Annotated in this window: 27 protein-coding genes and 1 pseudogene; 22 read left to right on the forward strand and 6 right to left on the reverse strand. The window is 53.8% G+C overall.

Annotated elements, in window-relative coordinates; genetic code table 11:
• Positions 1 to 414 (reverse strand): hypothetical protein, encoded by a 414-nt coding sequence (locus BAA01_03970; protein ID OUM86786.1) that lies wholly within the window; start codon positions 412 to 414, stop codon positions 1 to 3.
• A gap of 618 nt (positions 415 to 1032) precedes the next feature.
• Here BAA01_03970 and BAA01_03975 point away from each other — a divergent pair.
• From BAA01_03975 to BAA01_04005, 7 genes are all read left to right on the forward strand, one after another.
• Positions 1033 to 1623 carry a hypothetical protein gene (locus BAA01_03975; GenBank protein ID OUM86758.1) on the forward strand — a complete coding sequence of 197 codons (591 nt, stop codon included), beginning with the start codon at positions 1033 to 1035 and terminating at the stop codon, positions 1621 to 1623.
• Positions 1624 to 1658: 35 nt separating this feature from the next.
• Complete coding sequence (locus BAA01_03980) at positions 1659 to 2426, forward strand: hypothetical protein (GenBank protein OUM86759.1); 768 nt, start codon at positions 1659 to 1661, stop codon at positions 2424 to 2426.
• Positions 2427 to 2655: 229 nt separating this feature from the next.
• On the forward strand, positions 2656 to 2847 hold the full coding sequence (locus tag BAA01_03985) for a hypothetical protein (GenBank protein ID OUM86760.1): 192 nt from the start codon (positions 2656 to 2658) through the stop codon (positions 2845 to 2847).
• 339 nt (positions 2848 to 3186) lie between these two features.
• The gene (locus tag BAA01_03990; GenBank protein OUM86761.1) at positions 3187 to 3615 is read left to right on the forward strand and encodes a hypothetical protein; all 429 of its coding nucleotides are present in this window, start codon (positions 3187 to 3189) and stop codon (positions 3613 to 3615) included.
• The gene (locus BAA01_03995) at positions 3596 to 4156 is read left to right on the forward strand and encodes a hypothetical protein (protein ID OUM86762.1); all 561 of its coding nucleotides are present in this window, start codon (positions 3596 to 3598) and stop codon (positions 4154 to 4156) included. Before BAA01_03990 ends, BAA01_03995 begins: the two co-directional genes overlap by 20 nt.
• A gap of 217 nt (positions 4157 to 4373) precedes the next feature.
• Complete coding sequence (locus BAA01_04000; GenBank protein ID OUM86763.1) at positions 4374 to 5813, forward strand: hypothetical protein; 1440 nt, start codon at positions 4374 to 4376, stop codon at positions 5811 to 5813.
• 57 nt (positions 5814 to 5870) lie between these two features.
• Positions 5871 to 7532, forward strand: a complete 1662-nt coding sequence (locus tag BAA01_04005; GenBank protein ID OUM86787.1) for a hypothetical protein — start codon at positions 5871 to 5873, stop codon at positions 7530 to 7532.
• A gap of 404 nt (positions 7533 to 7936) precedes the next feature.
• On the opposite strand, the gene BAA01_04010 is transcribed toward BAA01_04005, so the two are convergent.
• Positions 7937 to 8233: a hypothetical protein gene (locus BAA01_04010; protein OUM86764.1), complete on the reverse strand. Its 297-nt coding sequence runs from the start codon at positions 8231 to 8233 to the stop codon at positions 7937 to 7939.
• 63 nt (positions 8234 to 8296) lie between these two features.
• On the opposite strand from BAA01_04010, the gene BAA01_04015 reads away from it, so the two are divergent.
• From BAA01_04015 to BAA01_04030, 4 genes and pseudogenes are all read left to right on the forward strand, one after another.
• Positions 8297 to 8569 (forward strand): hypothetical protein, encoded by a 273-nt coding sequence (locus tag BAA01_04015; protein ID OUM86765.1) that lies wholly within the window; start codon positions 8297 to 8299, stop codon positions 8567 to 8569.
• A gap of 279 nt (positions 8570 to 8848) precedes the next feature.
• On the forward strand, positions 8849 to 9331 hold the full coding sequence (locus BAA01_04020) for a hypothetical protein (protein ID OUM86766.1): 483 nt from the start codon (positions 8849 to 8851) through the stop codon (positions 9329 to 9331).
• 139 nt (positions 9332 to 9470) lie between these two features.
• A pseudogene (locus BAA01_04025) lies at positions 9471 to 9764 on the forward strand (iron-uptake system-binding protein).
• Positions 9765 to 9932: 168 nt separating this feature from the next.
• Positions 9933 to 10235 (forward strand): hypothetical protein, encoded by a 303-nt coding sequence (locus BAA01_04030; protein ID OUM86767.1) that lies wholly within the window; start codon positions 9933 to 9935, stop codon positions 10233 to 10235.
• A gap of 122 nt (positions 10236 to 10357) precedes the next feature.
• Here the strand turns inward: BAA01_04030 and BAA01_04035 are convergent, their stop codons facing one another.
• Positions 10358 to 11887 (reverse strand): hypothetical protein, encoded by a 1530-nt coding sequence (locus BAA01_04035; GenBank protein ID OUM86768.1) that lies wholly within the window; start codon positions 11885 to 11887, stop codon positions 10358 to 10360.
• A 427-nt stretch (positions 11888 to 12314) separates the two neighbouring features.
• Between BAA01_04035 and BAA01_04040 the strand changes: the two genes are divergently transcribed.
• On the forward strand, positions 12315 to 13187 hold the full coding sequence (locus BAA01_04040; GenBank protein OUM86769.1) for a hypothetical protein: 873 nt from the start codon (positions 12315 to 12317) through the stop codon (positions 13185 to 13187).
• Positions 13181 to 14806 carry a multidrug MFS transporter gene (locus tag BAA01_04045; protein OUM86770.1) on the forward strand — a complete coding sequence of 542 codons (1626 nt, stop codon included), beginning with the start codon at positions 13181 to 13183 and terminating at the stop codon, positions 14804 to 14806. The genes BAA01_04040 and BAA01_04045 overlap by 7 nt, the downstream gene beginning before the upstream one ends.
• A gap of 73 nt (positions 14807 to 14879) precedes the next feature.
• Here the strand turns inward: BAA01_04045 and BAA01_04050 are convergent, their stop codons facing one another.
• Entirely contained in the window at positions 14880 to 15422 is a 543-nt protein-coding gene (locus BAA01_04050; GenBank protein OUM86771.1) for a nitroreductase, read from the reverse strand.
• Positions 15423 to 15608: 186 nt separating this feature from the next.
• On the opposite strand from BAA01_04050, the gene BAA01_04055 reads away from it, so the two are divergent.
• A complete protein-coding gene (locus tag BAA01_04055; protein OUM86772.1) occupies positions 15609 to 16097 on the forward strand; it encodes a hypothetical protein in 489 nt (162 codons plus the stop codon).
• Here the strand turns inward: BAA01_04055 and BAA01_04060 are convergent.
• Positions 16048 to 16728, reverse strand: a complete 681-nt coding sequence (locus tag BAA01_04060; protein ID OUM86773.1) for a hypothetical protein — start codon at positions 16726 to 16728, stop codon at positions 16048 to 16050. The two genes, BAA01_04055 and BAA01_04060, sit on opposite strands and share 50 nt — an antisense overlap.
• Between BAA01_04060 and BAA01_04065 the strand changes: the two genes are divergently transcribed.
• The 7 genes from BAA01_04065 (at position 16727) to BAA01_04095 (ending at position 22998) form a co-directional block, all read left to right on the forward strand.
• Positions 16727 to 17131: a hypothetical protein gene (locus tag BAA01_04065; GenBank protein OUM86774.1), complete on the forward strand. Its 405-nt coding sequence runs from the start codon at positions 16727 to 16729 to the stop codon at positions 17129 to 17131. The two genes, BAA01_04060 and BAA01_04065, sit on opposite strands and share 2 nt — an antisense overlap.
• A 57-nt stretch (positions 17132 to 17188) precedes the next feature.
• Positions 17189 to 17386 carry a hypothetical protein gene (locus BAA01_04070; GenBank protein OUM86775.1) on the forward strand — a complete coding sequence of 66 codons (198 nt, stop codon included), beginning with the start codon at positions 17189 to 17191 and terminating at the stop codon, positions 17384 to 17386.
• A 200-nt stretch (positions 17387 to 17586) separates the two neighbouring features.
• The gene (locus BAA01_04075) at positions 17587 to 17874 is read left to right on the forward strand and encodes a hypothetical protein (protein ID OUM86776.1); all 288 of its coding nucleotides are present in this window, start codon (positions 17587 to 17589) and stop codon (positions 17872 to 17874) included.
• 319 nt (positions 17875 to 18193) lie between these two features.
• Entirely contained in the window at positions 18194 to 18487 is a 294-nt protein-coding gene (locus BAA01_04080; protein ID OUM86777.1) for an asparaginyl/glutamyl-tRNA amidotransferase subunit C, read from the forward strand.
• 13 nt (positions 18488 to 18500) lie between these two features.
• The gene (gene gatA / locus BAA01_04085) at positions 18501 to 19958 is read left to right on the forward strand and encodes an aspartyl/glutamyl-tRNA amidotransferase subunit A (protein ID OUM86778.1); all 1458 of its coding nucleotides are present in this window, start codon (positions 18501 to 18503) and stop codon (positions 19956 to 19958) included.
• Positions 19959 to 19973: 15 nt separating this feature from the next.
• A complete protein-coding gene (locus BAA01_04090; protein OUM86779.1) occupies positions 19974 to 21404 on the forward strand; it encodes an aspartyl/glutamyl-tRNA amidotransferase subunit B in 1431 nt (476 codons plus the stop codon).
• Positions 21405 to 21498: 94 nt separating this feature from the next.
• Positions 21499 to 22998, forward strand: coding sequence for a cobyric acid synthase CobQ (locus tag BAA01_04095; protein OUM86788.1), 1500 nt, complete (start codon positions 21499 to 21501; stop codon positions 22996 to 22998).
• A gap of 197 nt (positions 22999 to 23195) precedes the next feature.
• Here the strand turns inward: BAA01_04095 and BAA01_04100 are convergent, their stop codons facing one another.
• Complete coding sequence (locus BAA01_04100) at positions 23196 to 24053, reverse strand: diaminopimelate epimerase (GenBank protein OUM86780.1); 858 nt, start codon at positions 24051 to 24053, stop codon at positions 23196 to 23198.
• Positions 24054 to 24563: 510 nt separating this feature from the next.
• On the opposite strand from BAA01_04100, the gene BAA01_04105 reads away from it, so the two are divergent.
• Complete coding sequence (locus BAA01_04105; protein OUM86781.1) at positions 24564 to 24833, forward strand: hypothetical protein; 270 nt, start codon at positions 24564 to 24566, stop codon at positions 24831 to 24833.
• Positions 24834 to 24919: the final 86 nt, after the last annotated feature.

Here is a 24919-nt window from a genome sequence, read left to right on the forward strand (position 1 = left end):
CTAAACCCCCTCCGTCTCACGAATTTTCGAGAGGATTGCGTACAGGGGTTGCAAGTTCGCGAATAGCTTCTGGTAATTACCTTCCAACACCAGATGACTTTTTATTTCCCCCGTTACGCTCATGATCCCTTGGAATACCATGCCAAGTATGTCACGGTACTCGGGATCCGTGTCTCCGTTCGCGAAGCGTTGCCAAGCATCCAAGCTACCACGAACAGCAAAATCCCACGGTTCTTCTAAGGTCGGGTCAGCTTTTAACTTAATGACACCCTCATCTACCTTTAGCAGATAAGGACGGTCGCCGATCTCAACCAGGCAATTAAACCTGGCCCACCGCGTGTTCAGTTTTACTTCGGGATCTTCGGCAACGAATTGTTGGAACCCAGTAACCCACTTTGGATCCGAAAGCTGCATTTGCACGTCCTTCCTCACTCCTTTCTTCTTACTCCCACTGACAGTTTCTACGTGCCGTAGTGAAAAGGGGCCAACCAATGCCATCCTTCCTTTTGATCGATAAAATCGATCATTAATTCTTTATTCCAAGTCTTGCGCCAAATCAGACGCTTGAAAAATTAAGGATTTATAACTAGTGTATATTGCATATACGAAAATTATTATTACAGCTATGCAATTTACCATTCCACCTCCCTCAAATATAGCCAATAGTTCATATTGTGATGATGCTTTTGGGGCCGTAGCTCGTTATCGTCGTGCCCGACATATAGATTGAAAATTTTCATAACAAGAAAGTTATGATATACTGAGATTGTACTGAATGGTTGGTACAAATTAGTTAGATATCAACATACCTACAGGTAACCGGCGCGACATCGGCCTCCCGCAACTCACCCGCTTCGATGCCCAGACCGTTGCGACGCTGCCGATGCCGGTTCTGGTGCCGGGTACGCCCGTTGTTGCCGTTCCAACAGTCGACCAAAAGTTGTCAAGACACAAAAGATATGATAAACTTGGATTGTACTGAACAGTTGGTACAATTCTAGAATACCAACATAATAAGGTGATATGTGAATCATGGGAACCGAACGCTCCGCAGCACGCATGGATGAGATTATCGAGGTCGCCGTCCAGTTGTTTGCCAGAAAGGGTTATCACGCCACGACCATCACGGACATCTCCGAGGCTGTAGGATTGGGACGGGGCGCGCTGTATTACTACATCGGCAGCAAGGAAGACCTTTTGTGGGAGTGCCACAACCGGCACGTGGATCCAATGCTGGATTTAGCCTTGGAACTCGAGGCCGCAGCAATACCGGCAAGGGAGAAGCTGCGGGCGCTCAGCCACCGCCTGGTTGAGATCATCGCCCGATATCAGGCCTATATTACCGTCTTTTACCGGGAAATGACTGCCCTGTCACCCGAGCGCATGGCTGAACTAGTGAAAAAGCGCCGGGCGTTTGAGGATGCCATTGAGCGCATCATCCGCCAGGGCATCGAGGCGGGTGAGCTACGGCAGGAGGACCCACGTATGTGTGTGCTAGCTTTCTTGGGCATGCACAACTGGGTCTTTCATTGGTACAACCGCCAGGGCCGCCTACAACCCGAGGAGATAGCCGAGATCTTTATTGGCATTTTCCTACGCGGTATGGAGCAACTGGATTCCTAATTCAGTCCGATGCAAGGTAAAGGAGGAAGTCGCTGATGTCGTTTCCGACTATCGACCTGAGAGGCCGGGTTGCTCTGGTTACTGGTGGATCGCGAGGCCTCGGTTATGCCATCGCCACGGGACTGGCCCGGGCGGGGGCAGACGTGATGATCACCTCGCGCCACAAGGACGCCGCGGACAAGGCCGCGGCAGATATCGCTGCCGCCACCGGTCGGCGTGTGCAAGGACTCGCCGCCGACGTGCGCTCTGTTGTCAACGCGCAGCGCATGGTGGCCGACACTGTGGCCGCTTTCGGCGGGTTGCACATTTTGGTCAACAACGCCGGCGTGGCCATCACCCGCTATGCCCTCGACTTGACCGAGGACGACTGGGACACCGTGGTCGACACCCACCTCAAGGGAGCATTTTTTGCCTCTCAAGCGGCCTGCCGCCACATGAAGGACGCCGACGGCGGGGTGATCGTCAACATCTCCTCGGTGATGGGCACCGTAGGCGAAAAGGCGATCGCACCCTACTGCGCCGCCAAAGCCGGGCTCCAAAACCTGACCCGGGCACTGGCGATGGAATGGGCGCGCTTTGGCGTGCGTGTTGTCGCAGTGGCGCCGGCATACATCCGCACCGGCCTTAATGAAGACTGGATGAACGACGAGCGGTTCGTCGGCCGCATTCTCGAAAGGACGCCACTCAGGCGACTAGGTACCCCGGAAGAGATTGCGGCAGCTGTGGCGTTTCTGGCCTCGGACCTGTCCGGTTACACCACTGGCGAGACACTGTACGTGGACGGAGGCTGGACCGCACAGTGAGGCACAAGTTCATGGGTCAGGTGTTCAGGGCCATCAGCGCCCAAGATCCGTTGCAAGGGCGTGAGTAGATCGAGTAGAGGAGATGGAGAAAATTGCGTGTCCGGCGTCCCGGCACCGGGCCTAACGGAGGTGCGTGAGATGCACAGTGTGTCCATCGTCGGCGTCGGGTGTACTCGCTTCGGGTCGCTGGCGGCATACTGGCTAAACAGGAGCGACGCTATACAACGTCATGCGCTGCAGTCGCCCCGCCACGGCGGAGCAGCAACGGCTGGGGGGCTCGCCGGATGCGGACGACGAGGCTGCGGCCGTAGCGGTAGTGGAGACCTTATTGCTTTCCTGGGTAACCGGGCTGGCTCTGGGACATGGGCGCGGCCGCGGGGCGTCTGCCCGGAATGGCCCGGGCGGCCATGAGGGAGCTTAAGGTGTCCGAAAATCCGCGCCGCGTCGGGGTGCCGAAGTTGCTCGCTTTCCTGGAAACCGCTTAGTGACCGCTCCACCTGTTTGGCTTCACCCCGGCATCGGGCAGGTCAGTGGCGAAAGCGGGAGCGAACAGGGTGGCGGGTTTTGGTGCTGGACAACGAGTGCCGCATGATCAGACAATGAATTTTTATGTACCGGACGTTCAGTACGGTACAAACCCACGGGAGAGGACCCGTCATGAAAGTACCGAAAAGGGGTGAACTGGCACCGAATAAGACAGTTAGTCCCGGCCTTTGATTTGCTTAACTGTTTGTAAAAGTCGCGGTAAAGGAGGATGTACATGCAGCGGGTGTTCGTAGTTGGCGCAGGCCTGATGGGGCGAGGCATTGCCCAAGTGTGTGCGCAGGCTGGATTCGCGGTTACCCTCAGCGATATTCATTTCGAACAGCTCTCCGAAGCCAGGTCCGGTATCGAGTCAGGGCTTAACAAGCTGGTGGCCAAGGGAAAGATGACCGCCCATGAAGCACAGGCGGCCAAGGAGCGCATCCGGTACGTCACGGACCTGGAGGCGGCCCGGGAGGCGGAATACGTGATCGAGGCTGTCACCGAAAAGAAGGAGGTCAAGTTTGCCCTGTTCCAGGAGCTGGACCGAATTGTTTCGCCGGGGGTGACCCTCGCGACCAACACCTCTTCCATCTCGATTACTGAGATCGCGGCTATGGACCACCGAGGAAATGATAGTTTGCGCCATGGCGCGGGAGCTACGTGACGGCCGCATCTTTGCCCAGGGCATTGCAACGCCCATGGTCGCCGCGGCATACATCCTCGCCCAAATGACTCACACCCCAAACAGTCTGTTATCGTTCACGACGGGGAACTCTTTTGGCCTACACGCTGCTCCCCTTGGGTTGGCCTGGTACGAGGAGTGGACCCTGGGCCAGGCGCTGCTACGCTGGACCTTCCCGCAAGTTGTCTCCGAGCTTCTACCTACCCTGCCCATCACCGAGTTTTTCCGACCGGCTCAGGTGGACCGGTACGGGCGCACCAACAACGTGACTATAGGTCCCTGTGGGCAGCCGCAGATACGGTTGCCCGGCTGCGGCGGCATCGCCGACACGACCACCTACTTCGATGACTTTTACCTTTATGTACCCCGCCATTCTGTCAAGGTGCTGGTGGAGGAGATTGACTTTGTGAGTGGAACTGGCCACGGGGGCAGTACACCAGGGCCCCGCAAGTTGTTCACCGATCTGGGGGTGTTTGCCTCCCTGCTGGCGAGATGGTCCTGGAGCGGCTGTATCCGGGCGTAACGCTGGCCCAGGTACAGAAGAGTACCGGTTTCGATATCTTGACAGCGCCAGACCTCAGAGAAGAACCACCGCCCACAGAGCGGGAACTGCATCTGCTACGGGATGTCATTGATCCGCTGGGCGTGCGGGATCTCGATTGACTGGGTCGTAACGAGCGAATAAAACGAGCCCGCTGGATTTTGTCTAAAGAGAAAACACACTGGAGGAGGAGATCAAATTGGGTCTGAGAACGCCGGAACAATTTCGCCAGAGCCTACGCGACAAACGAGTGGTCTGGGCCTACGGGCAGCGGGTCGAGGATGTGACGGAACATTCGGAACTCAAGGTGGGAGTGGAAACCGCCTGTATTGATTACTCCGTGTCCGAAGACCCGGCATGCCGGGAGTTTGCAGTGGTGGGTGAGGGGGAGGAAGCCTACAGCCGGTACTACCACGCCCCACGGTCGATACAGGACCTGCTGCTACGCCGGCAGCTGATCGAGGAATGCAGCCGCCGTGCCTTCGGTGTCGTGCCGCTATCCAAGGACGCCGGCAGTGACGGACTCAACGGGTTGTCGGTTGTGGCCCCGCAGGTGGACCGGGATAAGGGTACCGAGTACGCCGCCCGGGTAGAGGCCTTCCGCCGCTACCTGCAGCAGCATGACCTGTCGCTGGCCCTAGCCATGACTGATCCCAAGGGCGATCGCACCCTGCGGCCATCGCAGCAGGCACGCCCCGACTATTACCTGCGTATTGTCGAACGCCGTCCCGGCGGTATCGTGGTGCGCGGCGCCAAGTTCCACATCAGTACTGCCCCGTACACCAACGAGGTGTTGGTGCTGCCCACCCGGGCGATGACGGAAGCCGATCGGGACTATGCTGTCGCCTTCGCCGTGCCCATCGACACGCCAGGGATTACCATCGTCGCCCGGCCATCTCGTCAGACTACCGGTCATTCGGACGAGTACCCCGTTAGTTCCCGTTACGACCTGATTGAGGGTACGGTAATCTTCGACAACGTCTTCGTACCGGAGGAACGGGTGTTTCTGGCTGGCGAGTGGGAGTGGGCGGGCCGGTTGACGGAGATGTTCGCCAACTTCCACCGTTTCACCGCCGCCTCGTACAAGTATCCGGCCCTATGCCTGCTTGCGGGGGCAGCGGCGTGGGTCGCCGCCTGTAACGGCACAGACCGGGTCGGGCACATCCGGGAGAAGATCACGGGGCTGCTGGCTTATGCAGAGACTCTGCATGCGTTAACCTTCGCAGCGGCCATGGACCCGCGGATTGATCCCTATACCGGAATCAACTACCCCAACCCGCTTATCGGTAATCTGGCCAAACTGTACTTCGCCGACGGGTTCCACGACGCCGTCAAGGCTGTGCAAGACATCGCTGGCGGATTGACGGTAACGGCGCCGCACATGCTCGACTGGCAGCATCCGAAACTGCGCGGCCTTCTGGAGCCTTATCTGGGCGGCCGGGCGGACGTGACGGTAGAGGAGCGGCTGCGGGCGTTCAAGCTGGTGCGCGACCTAGTGGCATCGGACTTCGGTGGATTCTGGGAGGTGACCACCATCCACGCCGAAGGCTCGCTGGCCGCCGAGCGGTTGATGGTGGGCCGGGAAGCCGACCTCAAGGGCATGGTGGCCTATGCCAGGCAGGCGGCTGGGCTTTACTAAGGCGTATCCTCGAATTTCATTCAGCGACAAGGAGAGTTGGCTGGTGTGCTTCCGAACATGCCGGACTACGAGCAATACTACCGTAACTTTCGCTGGAAGATTCCTAACCGTTTTAACTTCGGACGCGACGTTGTCGACTACTGGGCAGTCGACCGATCGCGCCTGGCGCTGACCTGGGAAGACCAGGACGGCCGTATGCTCCGCTACACCTTTTGGGACATGAAAGTACTGACGAACCGGCTGGGCAACGCCCTGCGTGGCCTCGGCGTGCGGCAGGGCGATCGGGTGATTGTGCACCTGCCCCGGGTGCCTGAGTGGTTCGTCGCCTTCGTGGCCTGCATAAAGATCGGCGCCATCCCCATACCCACCCCGGAGATGATGCAGGCCAAAGACCTGGGGTTCCGGGCCAACCACTCCGGCGCCGTGGCGCTCTTCACCACGCCGGCCGGGATGGAGCGGTTCGCTACGGTGGAGCGGGACTGTCCCACGGTGCGACACCGCATCGTGGTGGGTGACTCGGTGACGGGGACAGCACCGCGGCGCGACGGTTGGCACGTCTACGCCGACTTGGTTGCCCGCGGGGCACCACAACTGACATGCGCCGACACGGCGGCGGAGGATCCGGCGGTAATGTACTACACCTCGGGCACCACTGGCCAGCCGAAGGCAGTCGTGCACGCCCACCGCGCCATCTTTGCTTGGCGCGAACAGGCTTTCTGCTGGCTTGACCTAAAGCCGGAGGACCTACACTGGTGCACGGCGGACACCGGCTGGTCCAAGTTCGGCACTAGCATGGTCATCGGCCCCTGGTCACTTGGCACCTCGCTGTTGATGTACAACGGCCCCTTCGATCCCGAGCAGCGGCTGCACTTTCTGCAAAAGCACCAAGTAACCACCTTCTGTGCCGCGCCGACGGAGTTGCGGCTGATCGTACAGCTGGACCTCGGCCGCTGGGATTTGCGCCACCTGCGCCACAGTGTGTCGGCGGGGGAGCCGCTCAACCCCGAGGTGATCGAGCGCTGGCAGCAGGCGTTGGGTCATCCCGTCTACGACGGCTACGGCCTCACCGAGGCGCTGATGGCCTGCCTTAACTACCGGGCTTTGCCGATGCGGAAGGGTTCCATGGGAAAACCGCTGCCCGGTTATGAGATGGCGGTGGTGGATGCGGATGGCCGACCGCTGCCGCCGGGGCAGGAGGGGGATCTCGCCATCCGTATGCCTAACCCGTGCGTGATGTTGGGTCACTGGAGCGATCCCGGCGCACTGGCAAGGGTGTGTCGGGGCGAGTGGTTCATCACCGGTGACCGCGCTTGGGTGGACGAGGACGGTTACTTCTGGTTTGTCGGGCGCGGTGACGACGTGATCCTCTCTGCCGGCTACCGCATCGGCCCGTTTGAGGTGGAAAGCGCCTTGGCCAGCCATCCGGCGGTGGCAGAGTCAGCGGCTGTAGGCAGCCCTGATCCGGTGCGCGGTGAGATAGTCAAGGCGTTCGTGGTCCTGCGGTCCGGCGCCACGCCCTCGCCGGAACTCGTGAAGGAGTTACAAGAGCATGTCAAGCGGGAGACAGCACCGTACAAGTACCCGCGGGAGATCGAATTCGTCGACGAGCTGCCCAAGACCATTAGCGGCAAAATCCGCCGCAAGGAGCTTAAGCAGCGGGAATTGACGAAAAAGGGCCGGGACGGCGATCCCGATGGCACAAAGAAGGGTAGCAGTTGATTCAAACTCGTATCACCAAGCTGCTCGGAATCCGGTATCCCGTGGTACACGCTACCATGACCTGGGTCACCAGCTGAACTCGTGACAGAAATTAGTAATGCCGGAGGAGCCGGAAGTATCGGACTGAATGCGGCTCAGAAGGACCTGACCCGGGATGTAATCGAAATGGGCGAGCGCTTACGTAACACCATCAGAATCCGTGTCAACTTTCAGTAGGTGAAGAGATCTCAGCGTGGGCATGAAGCAAATCTTAAACGACAATGACGAATGCACCAACTGTTGAAAAACGTATTTCATCTGTGTGGGCCCCTAAACGCTCGAAGGTGTACCTGTTGTTACTGCTAAGCTGCTGGCAACTGCCCCATGAACATGTGCCTCACTGGGGGCTCGCCGCACCGCTGCTTTCACTTGAACCAGGTGGATTGCTCCTCGCATACTCCAGGCCATGCCGCTTGATTAAAATCGTCTTGATCCAGTACCTCTTTAGCATCCTTTCCATGCAACAAACCATCCAAGAAATCGAGACCAATATACGGCAGGAAGTGTTTGTGGAAAGTGGATGCGTGTGCCAGATTCAGTGTGGTATGCGCGTACCATAATGGAATTGTAAAAAGGCCGGATTTGCTCCGAAAAGGAGTGAACCGGCTTTTTGTTTTGAAAATTAAAATGAGGTGAAGCCTGTCAGATACGGGCGAAATCATGATAAAGAACCATTAAACGTGACTCCTCATCCAATTACGGTAAAAAGGGAAAAGATATCACTTTTGAACCATCAGGAATTGTTTCTCATCACTTCCTTAACAGAGGTATTGGGGGAAGTATGTCAACCACCTATGCCTAAAGGCGGGAGTCTCCTCGGCAAGCATGTGATGATACCGGAAGAGGAGATTCTGCACTACCTTGGCATGATCGACGTTAGGATGTACCGGAACCAATCCGGAGAATGGAAGATAGGAGTATGTATGTTGGAGGGTGATGATTCCTTGTTCGGTATACAATACCACAATAAAAGTGATCAAGTCCTAAAGTGGGTGTAAAATCCCTCGGTTGAACGAACTTACCGAATGGGTGTAATCTTATTTACTTTTTTTGCTTCATGCTGACGTTGTTTCCATTCAAGATATTTCGCCATATCCAAGTACCTTGCAGTAAGGTCGACGTGATGAAGCAAGAGGCGCAAAATTGATGATAGAATCAATTTTAGTGGAGTGTGACAATTGCGGAATGGCTTTTCCCGTTCCGCTTGAAAAAGATCGCATTCCCGGATGCATTTGTTGCCCGCATTACGGCCAGCGGACGTGCGGAGAGTGAGGAAAATGGAAAGTTTGAAAATGCTCCAAAAAGAAGCTGCCGAATTTTTAAGGAAAGCATATGGGATTGAATTGAAAATCCCAATCAAAATCAACGGCAGACTCAAGAAAACCCTTGGCAGGTTAGCCTTAAAATCTGGGAAGCCATATGCAATCGAATTGTCGGCTGATCTTGTGCAGTACCAGGATCTTAAAGTCATCATGGATGTTTTGAAACATGAGTTGATTCATTATGCTTGTTTTGAGCTAGGAAAACCTTTCAAAGATGGCGAGGAGTATTTCGAGCGCGAATTAGCTAAGCATGGTGTGAGCAAAACCCGCACACATGCCTACAAGGGAAATTTACATGTGTATCGGTGCGTTTCTTGTGAGAATGTTTCTTTTAGGCACCGAAAATATGCAACCGATGACAAGGGAATTTTAAAATCACGTATATGTGGACGGTGTCATGGCAGATTGCAATATATGGGTATGCAGACAAGAAAATGAACGGAATGAAAAGGCCAAGGTTCAACCCTATAGTTGCCTTGGCCTTTTTCGTATACATGAAGTTTAAGAGCGAGGGAAGAAGATGTTTCAAAAAGCCGGTCTGGCCGGGTTATCCACAGGGGCCGGCACCACCGAGGAAACTAAGGAAACGAGAACCATCCGCTACCTGGACAAAGAATATACGGTTCCCGCAAAAACAGAGCGGATTGTGATTACCGGAAGCCTGGAGGCGATGGAAGACGCGCTGGTGCTTGGCGTCAAACCGGTGGGGGCGATGACCGTTGGCGGGAAGTTTCCGGATATGTTTGCGGCAATCACGGATGCCGCGGAGTCCATTGGGGAAAAGCAACAACCCAACGTGGAAACGATCCTGAAACTGAAACCGGATGTGATCTTGAGCACAACGAAATTCCCCCCGGATGTCAGTGAAAAAAAGGAACTGCCTCCGAGACCCGATGGCAGCGTATGGCCGGGAACACGGCGGGGCAGATGCATTTCTCACATTCATTGAAGAAGAGTTGAAGCCTTGGATCGAGCGTGAGTTTAAGATCGACGGCACGAGACAAGCGATCATCGGTCACTCTCTCGACGGACTTTTCGTGTGCACACGCTGTTTACCAAGCCGGGCGCCTTTCGGACATATGTGGCAGGAAGTCCGTCCATTCATTGGAGCAGGCGGATCATTCTTGATGAAGAGTGGCAATTTGCCTCCAGGTTGGAACATGAACGGATGGATGTGCAGGTCCTGCTGGCGGTGGGAGAACTGGAGAAAAGCCATAAAAGCGGCTTGCCCAGAACGCGAAGGAGCTTGCGGACCGCCTGTCCAACCTGGCCAGCCGCGGTGTGCAGGTGGAGTTCAAGGAGTTTGAAGGCAAAAACCACGTATCAATACTGCCTGCCTTGATCAGCCGGGCCGTTCGGTTTGCATTGGGCGGGTGAAGGATTGGGAAAGCGGGAACGGTGGATTCACCGGAGTTTGTCACCACTCTGTTCCAAGGGTGGATGACTTTGTAATATATTACGCATTTATATTTTTATATTGCGGATGACTTCTTCCAATTCTTGCGACAATTTATTCAGACTTTCAGCGGATAATGTTACTTTATTGGCTGTGTTCCATTGTTCGTTTGAAGCGGAAGCGACTTGTTGAATGTTAGTGGAAAATTCTTTTATGATTTTCAACATATCTTCCAGGGTTGCGGTTATTTCTTCGGAACCGGCTGCCATTTCTTCTAATACTGCGGAAAGATCCTGATTCTGTTCCGCAACTTGTTGCGTAGCATATAAAATGCGGTTGAAAGCTTCTATAGCCTCCTTGCTTTTTGTGATGCCGATTTCAACTTCTTTGTTGACTTTATTCATCGCCTTTACCGCAAGGGTGGTATCTGCTTGAACAGATTTGATCAAGTCTGAAATTTGATAGGCGGATTGGGCGGACTGTTCAGCGAGTTTCCGGACTTCACTGGCGACAACGGCAAATCCACGGCCATGTTCACCAGCTTTTGCCGCTTCAATGGCAGCATTCAAAGAAAGCAAGTTGGTTTTGGAAGCAAGATCGGTGATGATTTTGACGATTTGTTCGATTTCCTTGGAACGTTCGTCTAACATGGTTACGATGGAAGCGAAATCATGAGTCAATGCATGGATCGTTTCTATTTGCGCAATTGCATTCTGAATAGATGAATTTCCCCGTTCCGCTTCTTTGGCCGCTTCCTGTGACACTTCGGCAACCCTGGATGATGTTTCCGTAATATGCTGGATGCCGATCGCCATTTCTTCTATGGCTCTGGCTGCTTCGGTTGCAGCCTGTACTTGGGTATCCGAGCCGTTTTTTATTTCCAGTATGGCCGATTTTATATTAGTGGAAAGATTTTTGCTCTCCTTGGAATGGGTAAACAGTTGATTGGAGGTGGTCGCCACCTGTCGGGATGTCAACGTAAGAGATTGAATCATTTGGTTTTTAAACGTTTGTTTTTGTTCTTTTTCCTTCTGTAATTCCTCAGTGACTTTTTTCTTATTCACGATGACCCAAATGCTGGCTCCGGAAGTTGCCAACAAGAAAACGGCATGGATAAGAACCATCGAAAAAGCATATGTTGACGATCCGTACACCAATTCAGGAACGAAGAAATAACCGCCCAGATGTTGGAGCGTAAAGAGAACTGTCATCACTACAGTTAATGTGATGTTTTCGTAATAAGAAATCATGGCGATGACCATAAAAATAGAAAAATGGTATTCGACCATTCCGTTTCCGCCGGCAATCATCGAAATGCTGCTGAACGTCAGAATGAGTGTATTGAACAATGGAATCCAACGATGGTCCCCCTTTTTTCGGTATAACCAAAAGGTGAATAAAAATAGCGCCAAAGGGGTGAGGAGAATAACATTCAATATTAAATCAAACTTTCCGGATATGTGAGAATGGTCGATCCGGTGGATGTTGAACATTCGATGTAAAAAATGGATCATCAAGGATGACAACATCGTCAAAAAGGATAATGCAATAATCAATCGATTTTTCTCCTTAATCACTAAATTTGTCTGATGAAACATGCCCACACTCCTTCGTTTCGTGCCCCTTCAGGCAACCTTGATCTTTTTTCGTTCATGCAGGATGCGTTCGCGCTGTTGTTTTTGACCCGCCGGCAGATATCCAAAAGATACGCTTGGTTATTGTCTCATGATGTATTTTCGTCGTTACCCTTGGTGAATCCTTCCTCGTCGCATATGAATGCAAGCGAAGTCATTTGAAACAAGTCATAAAAAAAGCGTGTTCACCCGTAATGGGTGAATGCGTCTTCTTCTGTTCTTCTGTTTTGAACAGCGTGGATTCGTGAGTGATGGAACGGTAGAAAGCCGGCAAATCATTCGTTCTATTGACTGACCGGTCATATATAAATTATAATTGGTAGCGTTATTGCTTATAATCGAAACTGACTATCCGGACAGTCATCAATTCGGCACAAGGATGTGTAAAAAGGTGAATGAAAAGAAACTCAAAATCATCCGGTCGGCGATGAAATTGTTTGCCCAAAAAGGATTGGATGCCACTTCGATTCAAGAAATTGCGGATAGGAGCGGCATTTCCAAGGGTGCGTTCTATTTGCACTTTCGCTCGAAAGAAGAGTTGTTGTTGTCTCTTTTTCAATATGATGCCGAGAAAATTGATGAAATCATCGCCCAGGCGGAACAACAGGACCTTCCTGCAAGGGACAAATTTGTCCTGCAGCTGACCCGGTTGTTTCAGCATCTGCTGGATAACAGGGAAATCATCATCTTGAACTTCAGGGAAGAAGTGCTGCACATAAACAAAGAAATGGCGCATTTTTTTCGCAAACTCCGGCAAAAACAGCGGCAATGGCTGGAAAACGTTTTTTTATCCATCTATGGCGAGACGGTGCGTCCTTATTTGTATGATGCGACCGTGATTTTTCACGGCATCATGAAGTCTTATCTCATGCTGATGATTGTGCACCGCATTGAACTGGATGTGGAGCGGTTGGCGCGGTTTATTGTGAACCGCTTGGATGAGGTGGTGAACGGGATGGTGTCAGGACGGCAGAAGCCGTTGCTGACCCAGGAAATGCTGGCGCCGCTGTATGCTCCCGCCAATGACATCCATGAGCAGGTGATCGGGATCCTGGAACAAATGAAGGATACATTGAACCGGCTCGACATGAATGAAGCGGAAAAGGGGGAATTGTTTGATAGTATCAAGTATTTGCTTGCCGAATTTAAAAAAGGGCAGCCGCCAACCTTTATGGTCAAGGGATTGTTGGCCAATTTTAGTAAGTTCGGGGAATTTGACCATTACCGGCAGGCAATTGCCGACCTGATGGGCATTGAATGGTAGGGGAGAGTGATGCTATGGTTCAGACGACCAACCAAATTACAGGGCCGCGTAAAAAGTGGGCATTGGCAACCGTTTTGTTGACCATGTTTTTTTCTTCCATGAACCAAACCATCGTGTCGACAGCCATGCCGACCATCGTGTCCGATTTGAACGGATTTTCACTGTATACCTGGCTGTTCAGTTCGTTCATGATGGCCTCGGCAATCACCGTGCCGATTTATGGCAAGCTGTCTGACGTTTACGGCCGCAAACCGTTTTATATCTTTGGCCTGATCATGTTTATGATCGGCTCCGCTGTCAGCGGGCAGGCGCGTACCATGCTCGAACTGGTGCTGGCCAGGGGGTTGCAGGGCATCGGCGCCGGGGCCATGATGAGCATGCCGCGGGCAACCATTGGCGATATTTTTAATCCGCGGGAGCGCGGGCGCTGGATGGGTGTGATTGGTGCGGTTTTCGGTTTGTCCAGCCTGCTTGGCCCGACGATCGGAGGATGGATCACGGACACATTTTCCTGGAGGTGGATCTTTTACATCAATTTGCCGTTTGGATTGCTGGCGCTTATTGGCGTGCTGTTTTCCCTCCCCAAGGTGCGCACGGAGGAGCAGGTCAAAGTGGATTGGCTGGGGGCTGTGTTGCTGACGATGGGTCTGGTTCCCATTTTGCTCGGCTTTACATGGGCGGGAACCAAGTACGCATGGACATCCCCTGTTGAATTGGCTCTCTTTGGGAGCGGCATTGTCGCTCTTGCGATTTTCATTTTCGCAGAGCAAAAAGTGTCCGATCCGATCATTACCCCCCGGTTGTTTGGCAGCCGGATTTTCTCGATATCGCTCGTCCTGGGGGTATTTATGTCCATGGCGATGTTCGGAAGCATGATCTTTCTTCCTCTTTACATTCAGGGCGTGGTAGGCATGAATGCCCAGAATAGCGGATTGGTCATGGCGCCGATGATGATCAGTTTTATCATCGGAAGCATGGTGTCTGGACGGGTCATGACACGGACAGGAAAATACCGCGTTCTTTCTCACGTGAGCGCGGCCTTCATCGTCTTGGGAACCTTGTTGCTGACGAGGATGGACGCGAACACGGCGTATCCGGTGGTGATCGTGAACATGGTGGTCTTGGGGCTGGGCATCGGTTCGCTCATGCCGCTGTTGAATGTCGCCGTGCAAAACGCTTTTCCATACCGGATGATGGGCACAGTCAACGCGACCCAGCAATTTGTCTTTTCCCTTGGCGGCGTCATTGCCGCGCCGATTTTTGGTTCCATTTTGAACCATGAGTTTCAAGCGCGATTGAGTCAAATGATGCCCGAAAAACTGCAAGCGGTGGCGGGGGATATGTCGCAGTTTGATCCGCAAACCTTGCTGACGGCACAGGCGCAGCAGGCAATCGCGGAGCAATTTGCCAAATATGGAGCGGCTGGCCAGCAACTGTACCACCAACTGCTTCATGCCGTGAAAGTGTCGCTGTCTGCGGGCATCAGCGAATTGTTTTTCGTTGGTTTCATTTTTGCTGGCCTTTGCTTCATCGGGACCTTTTTCTTGCCGGAACGCAAGCTGATGGGGGAAGAGTACTACAGCGACGCATCCGGTGAAAATGCTTTGGAAACGAAGTGATGGACGCATACCGGTCGAGTGGCGTCATTCAGTCAAGTGGTGTCATTAAGTAGAAGCTTTGGAATGTGTCACATTATCTTTCCGGCGCAGGTGGCCGAAACCGTTCCAAGTGAATGATTTCCTCCCTTGGCAGCGGCTCTTTTGGCGCCGGTTGCTGGTCAGGATAGCCCAGGCCGAGAATGGCCACCACCCGCCGGTCCGCAGGAATCGAGAGCGCGTTCCGGACATAGGTTTCCCGGCGCGCCGACTCTTCTGCGTCTTCGGCATGATAGATGGCCCCAAAGGCTGCCCCCAGACCAAGGCCGACCGCCGCCAGCCAGATGAATCCGCAGGCAATGGAGGCGTCCTGCAGCCAGTACTTGCTGACATCCGGACGGGCGGTTACGGCGATGGCCGCCGCGGCTTCTTTCAGCCATGGAACAAAAGGAGTGGATTGGGACAGGTGTTCCAGCATTTTTTTGTCCGTGACAAGGATAAATTCCCGGGACGGCAGGTTGTTGCCGGTCGGCGATAGGTATGCCGCGTCAAGCAACTGCGCCAGGACCTCCCGCTCAACCGGCCTTTGCTGGTAGCGGGTGATCTCACGCCGTTGGCGAATGGCTTCCAAGACATTCATTCTTTTTTCCTCCATTTCGTTCGATTTTATCGGAATAGGCCTATTTTAGTATGAAACAAAACCGGAATCCATACCGTGAGCCAGATCACAGTCTGCGATCATTGTTTCAGGTATGATTGAAGCACCCTAAGTGTGGTATGCTTGGAATACCACTTTCGATCTTTTGGCTTTCAGGAGGAATGGAAAATGAAACGGCATCCGGCGCTTCATCCCTTGTCCCATCACCATCATCATGCCCTTGCTGCGGCCAAGCGCCTGAAGATGGCCGGTATCCAGCACAAGGGATACCGGTTGGAAGAGGTGCGTGATCTATTGGCCGCCTTCTGGCATTCCGGCGGCCAGGCACATTTTCGTGAGGAAGAAGAGGTTCTCCTTCCCGCGTATGCCCAGTATGCCTCGCCGGATCATCCGGAAATCGTCCGGATGTTGCTGGAACATATACAGATCCGGTCCCTCGTCGATCAGATCCTGAACCGGGGTGACGTCACGGAGGAAACAATGTCGCGCCTGGGTTATTTGCTCGAGAGTCATGTCCGAAGGGAAGAGCGGATCATTTTTCCCTTGATCGAACAGGCCATTCCGGAGGAAAGGCTGCAAGCATTGGCCCCCTATTTTCATATGAACTTCAATAGTGATTCCTCTTTAATTTCAGTTTTTCCGGATCGTACAGAATGATCTGCTGGCGCCCTGTGTCCAGCAGTTGTTCCTTTTTCAGGTGATTCAGCATGCGGCTGACTGTTTCGCGGGATGTGCCCAGCATGTTGGCCAGATCCTGATTGGTCAGCGGGATATGGATGACGGTATGCCCGTTTTGAACCACGCCGTATTCATCGGCCAGGTGTAAAAGAATATCAATCAACCGGTGCAAGACATCGGCTGACATCATCTTTTGCAGGCGTTGCTGCAGGTCCATGATTTTTTGCTCCATGTGAGCGATCACTTGCGCCGCCATCCGAGGGTGGCTGGCCAGCAGGTTTCTGAAATCGGAAATCGGGATGACGAGCAGCTCGGTCTCCTGGATTGCCTCTGCCGTGGCAGGATAAGGGACGTCATCAAAAAGCCCGACATGGGGAAACATTTCTCCCTGATGCAACAGGGAGATCAGTTGTTCCTTCCCGGTTTCATCCACTTTATAGGTTTTGACAATGCCTTTGAGGATGAAGAAGATCGCTTCCCGCTCCTGCCCTTCGCGGAAGATGGTGCCATGTTTGGGGTAATTCCGTTGATCGAACCTCAGATGCAGCCGCTCGAACGCGTCCGGCTCGATGTCACGGAACAAGGGGATCTTTCGAAAAAGGTGGAACATGCGGCGCCCGCCCTTCCATCACTTTCTTATTTTCATTGTAAGGGATGTGGGGAAGAAAGAGGAGGGATTGATCATGAATTTGGCCACGCTGACGGAGGCGTATTCCTTATCTGCCGACGGTCCGACCAAACAGGTTCTGTTTCGTTCGCAAGAGATGGTCTTGATCCTGTTTGGCTTTTTGCCCGGACAGGCTTTGCCTCCCCACAAACATCCCGATTTTTACCTGCAGGTGTTTGTCCTCCAAGGCAGCGGACTTTTTCGGGTGGATGAGGAAGAATTGCCGGCGACGGCACCGCAGGTATTGACTTGCGAAGGTAATGTGAGTTTCGGTGTGCTCAACAACAGCCAGGAGCCACTTTACCTTCTGGTGATGCTCCGCCGATCTCCAATGCCTGATGGATAAAATAGGCTGATTTCCCGCACACTAAGAAGAGAAACCAGTGTAGGAGTGTGATGGGAAATGTCCAGAGAAAATGTCGAGAAAATGAAAAAAATGATTGAAACCACGCAGGAGAGGATCCGATCGTCCCGCGACTACGTGGAAGACAATGAGGTTTCCGGTGAACAGAAGGTGCGGATGCAGGAGAAAAACGAACGGCGTCAGGAAGCCATTGAACGCTGGCAGGAGGAGATTGAGGACGAATTGCGGAACATGTAGGATGCAGAAAGCGGATGGATATCGCGCTCCACTTTAGAGAGACTGTCCCTAAATTTGCTGGCATGAAAGGGACAGTCTCTTCTTGTTTGATCAAGCCCGTTTCCAAGCCTCAAATCCGGCGGCACGGGACGTTCATGATGAGCAAGGGGAGGTTTTCAATCATATACTCCTGTATAGCCTTTTTCAAGGGAGCGAAGGACATGGCTGCGAAGGGAAACAGGAGAGGATTGCACCGGACAACCGGGACCGGTATTGACGGCGTGGGCACGATCGAGTTCGTCACGGCTTTGTTGTTGCTGTCCGGCAAGTTGGCGGTGGATGGCATTCTCCTGCGGCGGGTGGGTCACTTGACGATCTTTGTCATCGGAAAATACCGCGACAACTTTTTGCGCGACATCGACAAGGAGAAAATCGCGAAAATCATAAGGAGTCATGATTCCCGTTCGCTCCAAGATTTGTTTGAGGCGTACAGAAAAAGCATCCAATGACCGTGAATGCCGAATCCTTGCTGGAGGAAGGAAGGTGTCCAGATGAGCGCTGCCAATAAGAATGGGGGTGCCGCGTTATCTTTCCCCATCCTGATCTTTTTGCTTGTAACCATTTTCTTTTTTGGCGAGGAGAATCCCAGAGAGATGCAGAAACTGCTGGGCTTTTTGGATTAGCTGTGCGGGCTTTCCGGTTTTAATGTGCGAATTGTTCCGCACTTGACGGGAGAATCCCACAAGGAGAATAATAAAAATCGAGTGAGAACAGAACATGCACTGCTGATAATGATGAAGCCGTGGTTTTGGAAGGGGGTTGAAACAGTTGAGCAAGATCACGCGCGAACAAGTGCAACATGTGGCCAATCTGGCCAGGCTGCAGTTGTCTCCTGAGGAAGAGGATCGGTTTACCCGCAACCTGAACGATATCCTTTTGTTTTTTCACAAATTGAACGAACTGGATACCCAGGACGTGCCTCCTACCAGTCACGTGTTGGAAATCACCAATGTCATGCGGGAAGACAACGTAAGACCTTCCTGGCCGCGGGAGGAAGTGTTGAAAAACGCTCCCGACCATGAGAACGGTATGTTCCGGGTACCTGCTGTCATCGAAGAATAGGGGGTTTGCGCAGATGTCTCTGTTGGAAAAACGCCTGACGGAGATCCACAGCGATTTACATAACAAGGAGTATACCGTCTCGGACCTGGTTCGGGAGTCGCGCCAGAGAATTGATGCTGTGGACGGAAAAGTGAAGGCTTTCTTGAGCCGGAATGAAGCAGCCGAGGAACAGGCAAAGGAACTGGACGGACTGCTTTCCGAAAAGGAAGCTGTCGGGATTTTGTTCGGTTTGCCTGCGGGTATTAAAGACAATATTGTCACCAAAGGAATGAAGACCACTTGCGCGAGCAAGATACTGGAAAACTATGAGCCGATCTACGACGCGACGGTGATTGAACGTCTCAAAGCTGGACAAGCCGTCGTCATGGGCAAATGCAACATGGACGAGTTTGCCATGGGCTCTTCTACGGAGAATTCCGCCTTTCAACTCACCTGCAATCCCTGGAACCTCGAATATGTCCCGGGTGGTTCCAGCGGCGGATCGGCAGCGGCTGTGGCAGCCGGGGAAGTTTATTTTGCGCTTGGCTCGGACACCGGCGGATCGATCCGCCAGCCGGCAGCCTTTTGCGGCGTGGTGGGACTGAAGCCGACATACGGACTGGTTTCGCGTTTCGGTTTGGTTGCCTTTGCCTCATCACTGGATCAAATCGGGCCCCTCACCAAGAACGTGGAGGATGCCGCCTATGTGTTGCAGGCCATTGCCGGGCATGACCCAATGGATTCCACATCCGCCAACGTGGACATCCCCGATTACATCAGCGCTTTGACAGGGGATGTGAAAGGGCTGAAGATCGGCGTCCCCAAAGAATATCTGGGGGAAGGCATCGATAAAGAAGTGAAGGAAAAAATCCTCGCAGCCCTTAAAGTACTGGAAGGCATGGGGGCTGTCGTGGAAGAAGTCACCCTGCCGCATTCGGAATACGCCGTGGCTACATACTACATTATCGCTTCCTCTGAGGCCTCTTCCAACCTGGCTCGTTACGACGGGGTTCGGTACGGCGTAAGGGCGGAATATGAGGGCAATTTGGTGGAGATGTACAAGGAAACCCGGAGCCGGGGATTCGGCCAGGAGGTAAAGCGCCGCATCATGCTGGGTACTTATTCCTTGAGTTCGGGATATTATGATGCTTACTATTTGAAGGCGCAAAAGGTCCGCACGTTGATCCGCCGGGACTTCGAGCGGGTGTTCGAGAATTACGACGTGATCATCGGACCGACCACGCCGACGACGGCGTTCAAGATCGGCGAGAAGATCGAGGATCCGTTGACGATGTATCTCAACGACATCCTCACCATTCCGGTCAATCTGGCCGGACTGCCGGCCATCAGCGTGCCTGCCGGATTTGCGTCCAACGGGTTGCCGGTCGGCATGCAGGTTATCGGCAAGGCGTTTGACGAACCGACCGTGTTGCGGGTGGCGCACGCCTTTGAGCAGCAGACCGATCATCACAAAAAACGCCCGGTATTGTGAGAAAGGGGTTTCTTCATGAAATATGAAACCGTAATTGGCCTAGAGGTGCACGCGGAATTATCGACGGAGTCGAAAATCTTTTGCGGTTGTTCCACCCAGTTCGGCGCGCCTCCCAATACCAATACGTGTCCCATCTGCCTGGGACATCCCGGGGTATTGCCCGTATTGAACCGGCGTGCCGTGGAATACGCGATGAAAGCGGCTTTGGCCCTCAATTGCGAGATTGCCGAACATACCAAATTTGACCGCAAAAATTATTTCTACCCCGATCTGCCCAAAGCCTATCAAATCAGCCAGTATGACCAGCCCATCGGAAAAAACGGATGGATTGAAATCGAAATCGACGGGCAGAAAAAGCGGATCGGCATCATCCGCCTGCATTTGGAGGAAGACGCGGGAAAATCGATGCACCAGGAGGGGGGCTTTGATACCCTCGTCGATTTCAACCGCGTGGGCGTGCCGTTAATCGAAATTGTCTCCGCTCCGGACATCCGCTCGCCGGAAGAAGCGCGTCTGTACCTGGAAAAGCTGCGTTCGATCCTTTTGTATACCGAAGTTTCCGATGTGAAAATGGAAGAAGGATCCTTGCGCTGCGACGCCAACATTTCCTTGCGCCCGGTGGGCCAAAAGGAATTTGGCACCAAGACGGAATTGAAAAACATGAACACCTTCAGCGGCGTGCAACGGGCGTTGGAATACGAGGTAAAACGACAGGCGGCATTGCTTGATGCCGGAGAAAAAGTGATCCAGGAAACCCGTCGCTGGGATGAAGGGCGCAAAGAGACGATCGCGATGCGTTCCAAGGAAGAAGCCCACGATTACCGCTACTTTCCGGAACCGGATCTGGTGAGGCTTCATATACCCCGCGAATGGGTGGAAGAGATCAGAAACAGCATTCCCGAGCTGCCCGATTCCCGTAAAACGCGGTATGTGCGGGAATATGGCCTGCCCGATTACGACGCCGGGGTGATTACCGCCTCAAAGAAGCTGGCCGATTACTTTGAAGCGGCCGTTGCCACCGGCGCTGACGCCAAGAGCATCTCCAATTGGATCATGGTTGAGTTGCTCGGATACATGAACAAAAATAACCTGGAGATTGACCAGGTGAAAATGACCCCGGAAAATCTGGCCAAAATGGTTCAGTTGATCGAAAAGGGCACGATCAGCGGCAAAATTGCCAAAACCGTCTTTGCGGAGATGCTGGAAAGCGGGAAAGATCCGGAAACGATTGTAAAAGAAAAGGGCTTGGTCCAGATCAGTGATGAGGGCGCCATCAGGGAAATTGTGGAAAAAGTCATTGCCGCAAACCCGCAATCGGTAAACGATTACCGCAACGGAAAAGAACGCGCCTTGGGATTCCTGGTAGGCCAAGTGATGAAGGAAACCAAGGGGAAAGCCAATCCGCAGCTGGTCAACAAACTGTTGGTGGAGATCCTGAACGGCTAAAACGGCGCAGCGGTTCCCATGGCGTTTTCCCCGAAAGGCCATCCAGCGCAACATTGAAGAAGGGTACGCGGCGCTGTTGGGAGGAGGAACGGGTCTGAAAGCGGTCATGTTGCAAGGCACGGCGTCTGATGTGGGGAAAAGCGTTCTCTGCACGGCGCTGTGCCGCATTTTTTACGAAGACGGCTACCGGGTGGCGCCGTTCAAGGCGCAAAATATGGCCCTCAATTCGTATATCACGGCGGACGGTGGCGAGATCGGCCGGGCGCAGGGAGTGCAGGCCGAAGCGTGCGGCATTGAAGCGACCGTGGACATGAATCCCATCTTGTTAAAACCGAAACAAGACATGGTCGCGGAAGTGATTGTGCGCGGCAAGCATTACGCGGACGCGGAAGCAAGTGCCTACGGGGAAGAATATGTCCGGAAGCTGTTGCCGGTGGTGAAGGATTCGTTGCGACGCCTGTCCGAGGAATACGACATCCTCGTGATCGAAGGCGCGGGCAGTCCGGCGGAGATTAATTTGAAACATCGCGATATTGCCAACATGCGGGTGGCGGAACTGGCTGATGCGCCTGTTGTCCTTGTCGCCGACATCGACCGGGGAGGGGTGTTCGCGTCCATCGTGGGGACGCTTGCCCTGCTTGAGAAAAAGGAGCGGGAGCGGGTAAAAGGCTTCGTGATCAACAAATTTCGCGGCAAACGCTCGCTTCTCCAGCCTGGGCTGGACTGGCTGGAAAAAGAGACGGGACTGCCGGTTCTCGGAGTCATTCCTTACGTGGAAACAGGAATCGAGGCGGAAGACTCCCTCGCCTTACAAAGCCTCCGCTTGAAACAACAGGACGAATCGGCCACGGCATTGAACATACATGTGATACGCCTTCCCCACATTTCCAACTTTACGGATATGGACCCCCTGTACGATGAGCCCGGCGTCAACGTGCGTCTCGTTTCGAGGGTCAGTGATTGGGGGAATCCGGATATCATCCTTGTACCGGGAACCAAGAACACGACGGAAGACCTCATTTGGCTGCAACAAAGCGGACTGGCGGCGCGTATTGTCACGGCGGCGGAGAGGGGTGCGCATGTCGTCGGCATTTGTGGCGGGTACCAGATTTTGGGCAAAAAGTTGTTTGATCCGCACGGCGTTGAGTCAACGCATGAGGTGTTGGACGGTCTCGGGCTTTTGCCGGTGGAAACGACGTTTGTTGCCGACAAGATAACAGTGCGGACGGAAGGCCGGGTCATTGGCGGGCGCTTTGCTTTAGATCAACGGGTAACCGGGTATGAAATTCACCTCGGACGGACGAAGGCGGAGCAAGGCAGCCAACCCTTCATCCGCCTTGCGGACGGGCGTGCCGACGGCACGGTTGCGTATGACGGGCGCGTTTGGGGGACATATTTTCACGGCATTTTTCATAACCGCTCGTTCACCCGCGCCTGGCTGAATCATATTCGCCGTGAGAAGGGAATGGAGCCGGTAGCGGAACACGTCGTATCTGAATCGGCTCGCAGGGAGGCGAGTTACCGCGCGCTGGCCTCCATCGTCCGTTCCCATTTCGATATCCAGAAACTCTACCAGATCATGGGGTTGAGGTGAACAGCGGCTGGATCGCCGTCGCCAAAGATGCTGCGTTTCATTGTTGATTATCCGGAAAACGTTGCGATTCCAGGCCAAAGGCGCCCAACAGCCGAGACGCGAAGTATGAGGCATGAGGCGCGAAGTATGAGGGAATTTTTCGAATGCGGCGCCTGGGAAGCGAAGCCGTGGCTGGCGCTTGGCGCCGGCTGCCGCCGCTACCAGGGGCGCAGAAATTCCCCTGTGCAGACATAGTTGGCGGGCCCCGTCTTGTAGACGTGTCCATCGGCGGCCCACTCGATACGCAGGCTTCCACCGGGGAGTTGCACCGAGGCTTCCCGGCCCGCCAGCCCCTTGAGGTGAGCGGCTACCAGGACGGCACTGGCGCCGGTTCCGCAGGCAAGGGTGATGCCCGAACCGCGCTCCCAGGTGCGCATGCGGAGATTGGCCGAATCCAGAACCTGCACGAAGTGGACGTTGGTCCGCCGGGGAAAGAGGAAGTGATGCTCCAGCCGGGGGCCCCAGTAGGCCAGATCCACTGCTGCCACATCATCCACAAAGATCACGATGTGCGGATTCCCCATGGAGACAGCCGTAAAGACGAAGCGGCGCCCCTCCACTTCCAGCTCTGCATCAAGCACAGGCTCCCGTTCGGGACCTGCCATGGGGATGCTGGTGGAGCGCAGATGCGGCGGACCCATGTCCACCTTTACGGCCGTCACCTGACCGTTTTCCCCGAGGATAAGCTCCGGCACGATGGTGCCCGCCAAGGTTTGCACCAGGAAGCGGGTCTTGCTGGTGAGACCCCTGTCGTAGACGAAGCGAGCGAAGCAGCGCATCCCATTGCCGCACATCTCGGCTTCTGAACCGTCGGCGTTGAAGATGCGGAAGCGAAAGTCGTGGCCGGGGGCCGTGGGAGAGAGGACGCAGATGAGGCCATCACTGCCGATGCCGAAGTTCCGGTCGCTTACGGCCCGGGCCAGTTCCGGCAGCCGCTCTTCGGGCACCTTCTCTTCGATGTTATTGATGTAGATGTAGTTGTTTCCAAGTCCTTCCATCTTCGTGAACTTGACCATCGGGCCGTCTCCCTCCTCCGTATTTGCATCTTTTTTGAACCCATCCGCGTGCTAAAAGATGTGCATTTCTATATTCAAAGAGGTGCATTGCTATTATTCTATGTATTGATGAAAAAGTGAGAATCTGTAGATCTTCTTAAGTTTATCAGTCGTTCCCCGTGATGTCAATGCAACCCCTGTTATGATGTGCGCCAACCCTCGGCAGACAAATCCCCTTTGCCATAGCCCAAATCCCTTTCACGAACCCTCTTTTAGATGCGCAGATAGATGCACAGATCCGAGTCCCAACGGAGGGTCATTTTTTGCGTGGTGAGAATGGTTTGTATTGAAATGGCATTGATAAACACATATTGATTTGGATTGGTTCTCTGATTTACAATGTGTGCATCCGAGACCAGGACCGCCGTGACGGTGATGCTGCCGGAGAGGAGAGCCCCAGCCTGCCGTGGACCTCGTGAGAAGCAAGGCGAAGGGGCAGGCGGAAACCCAAGTGCATAAGATGGTCGATAAGTGCAGCGGCACGTTGGCCAGATGCACCGGTTTTCCGGATCATCACAGGTTCCGAATCTAGGCTTGCGGCTCTTGCCGGGTTGGTTGGCAGCCTGGTTTTCGGCGGCATACAAACCTGACTGTTTGCTGCGCCAACTCAGACAGGCGCACTTGCCCATAGCAGCTTGGTTCGCAATCATTGATGTGGTGCATGGGATCCTAGATGATCATGACCATGGCAAAATTGGGGCCGTGTCAACCCATATAAAAATCTTACCGAAGACGGAATAGATCACTCATTTGAAAATCTAACCCAACATTCACCTCAAAGAGGTATACTTGGGTGGCTTGCCCTTACTGACCATGACCTTCCTCTT

This window comes from Bacillus thermozeamaize (assembly GCA_002159075.1).
GTDB lineage: Bacteria > Bacillota > Bacilli > ZCTH02-B2 > ZCTH02-B2 > Bacillus_BB > Bacillus_BB thermozeamaize.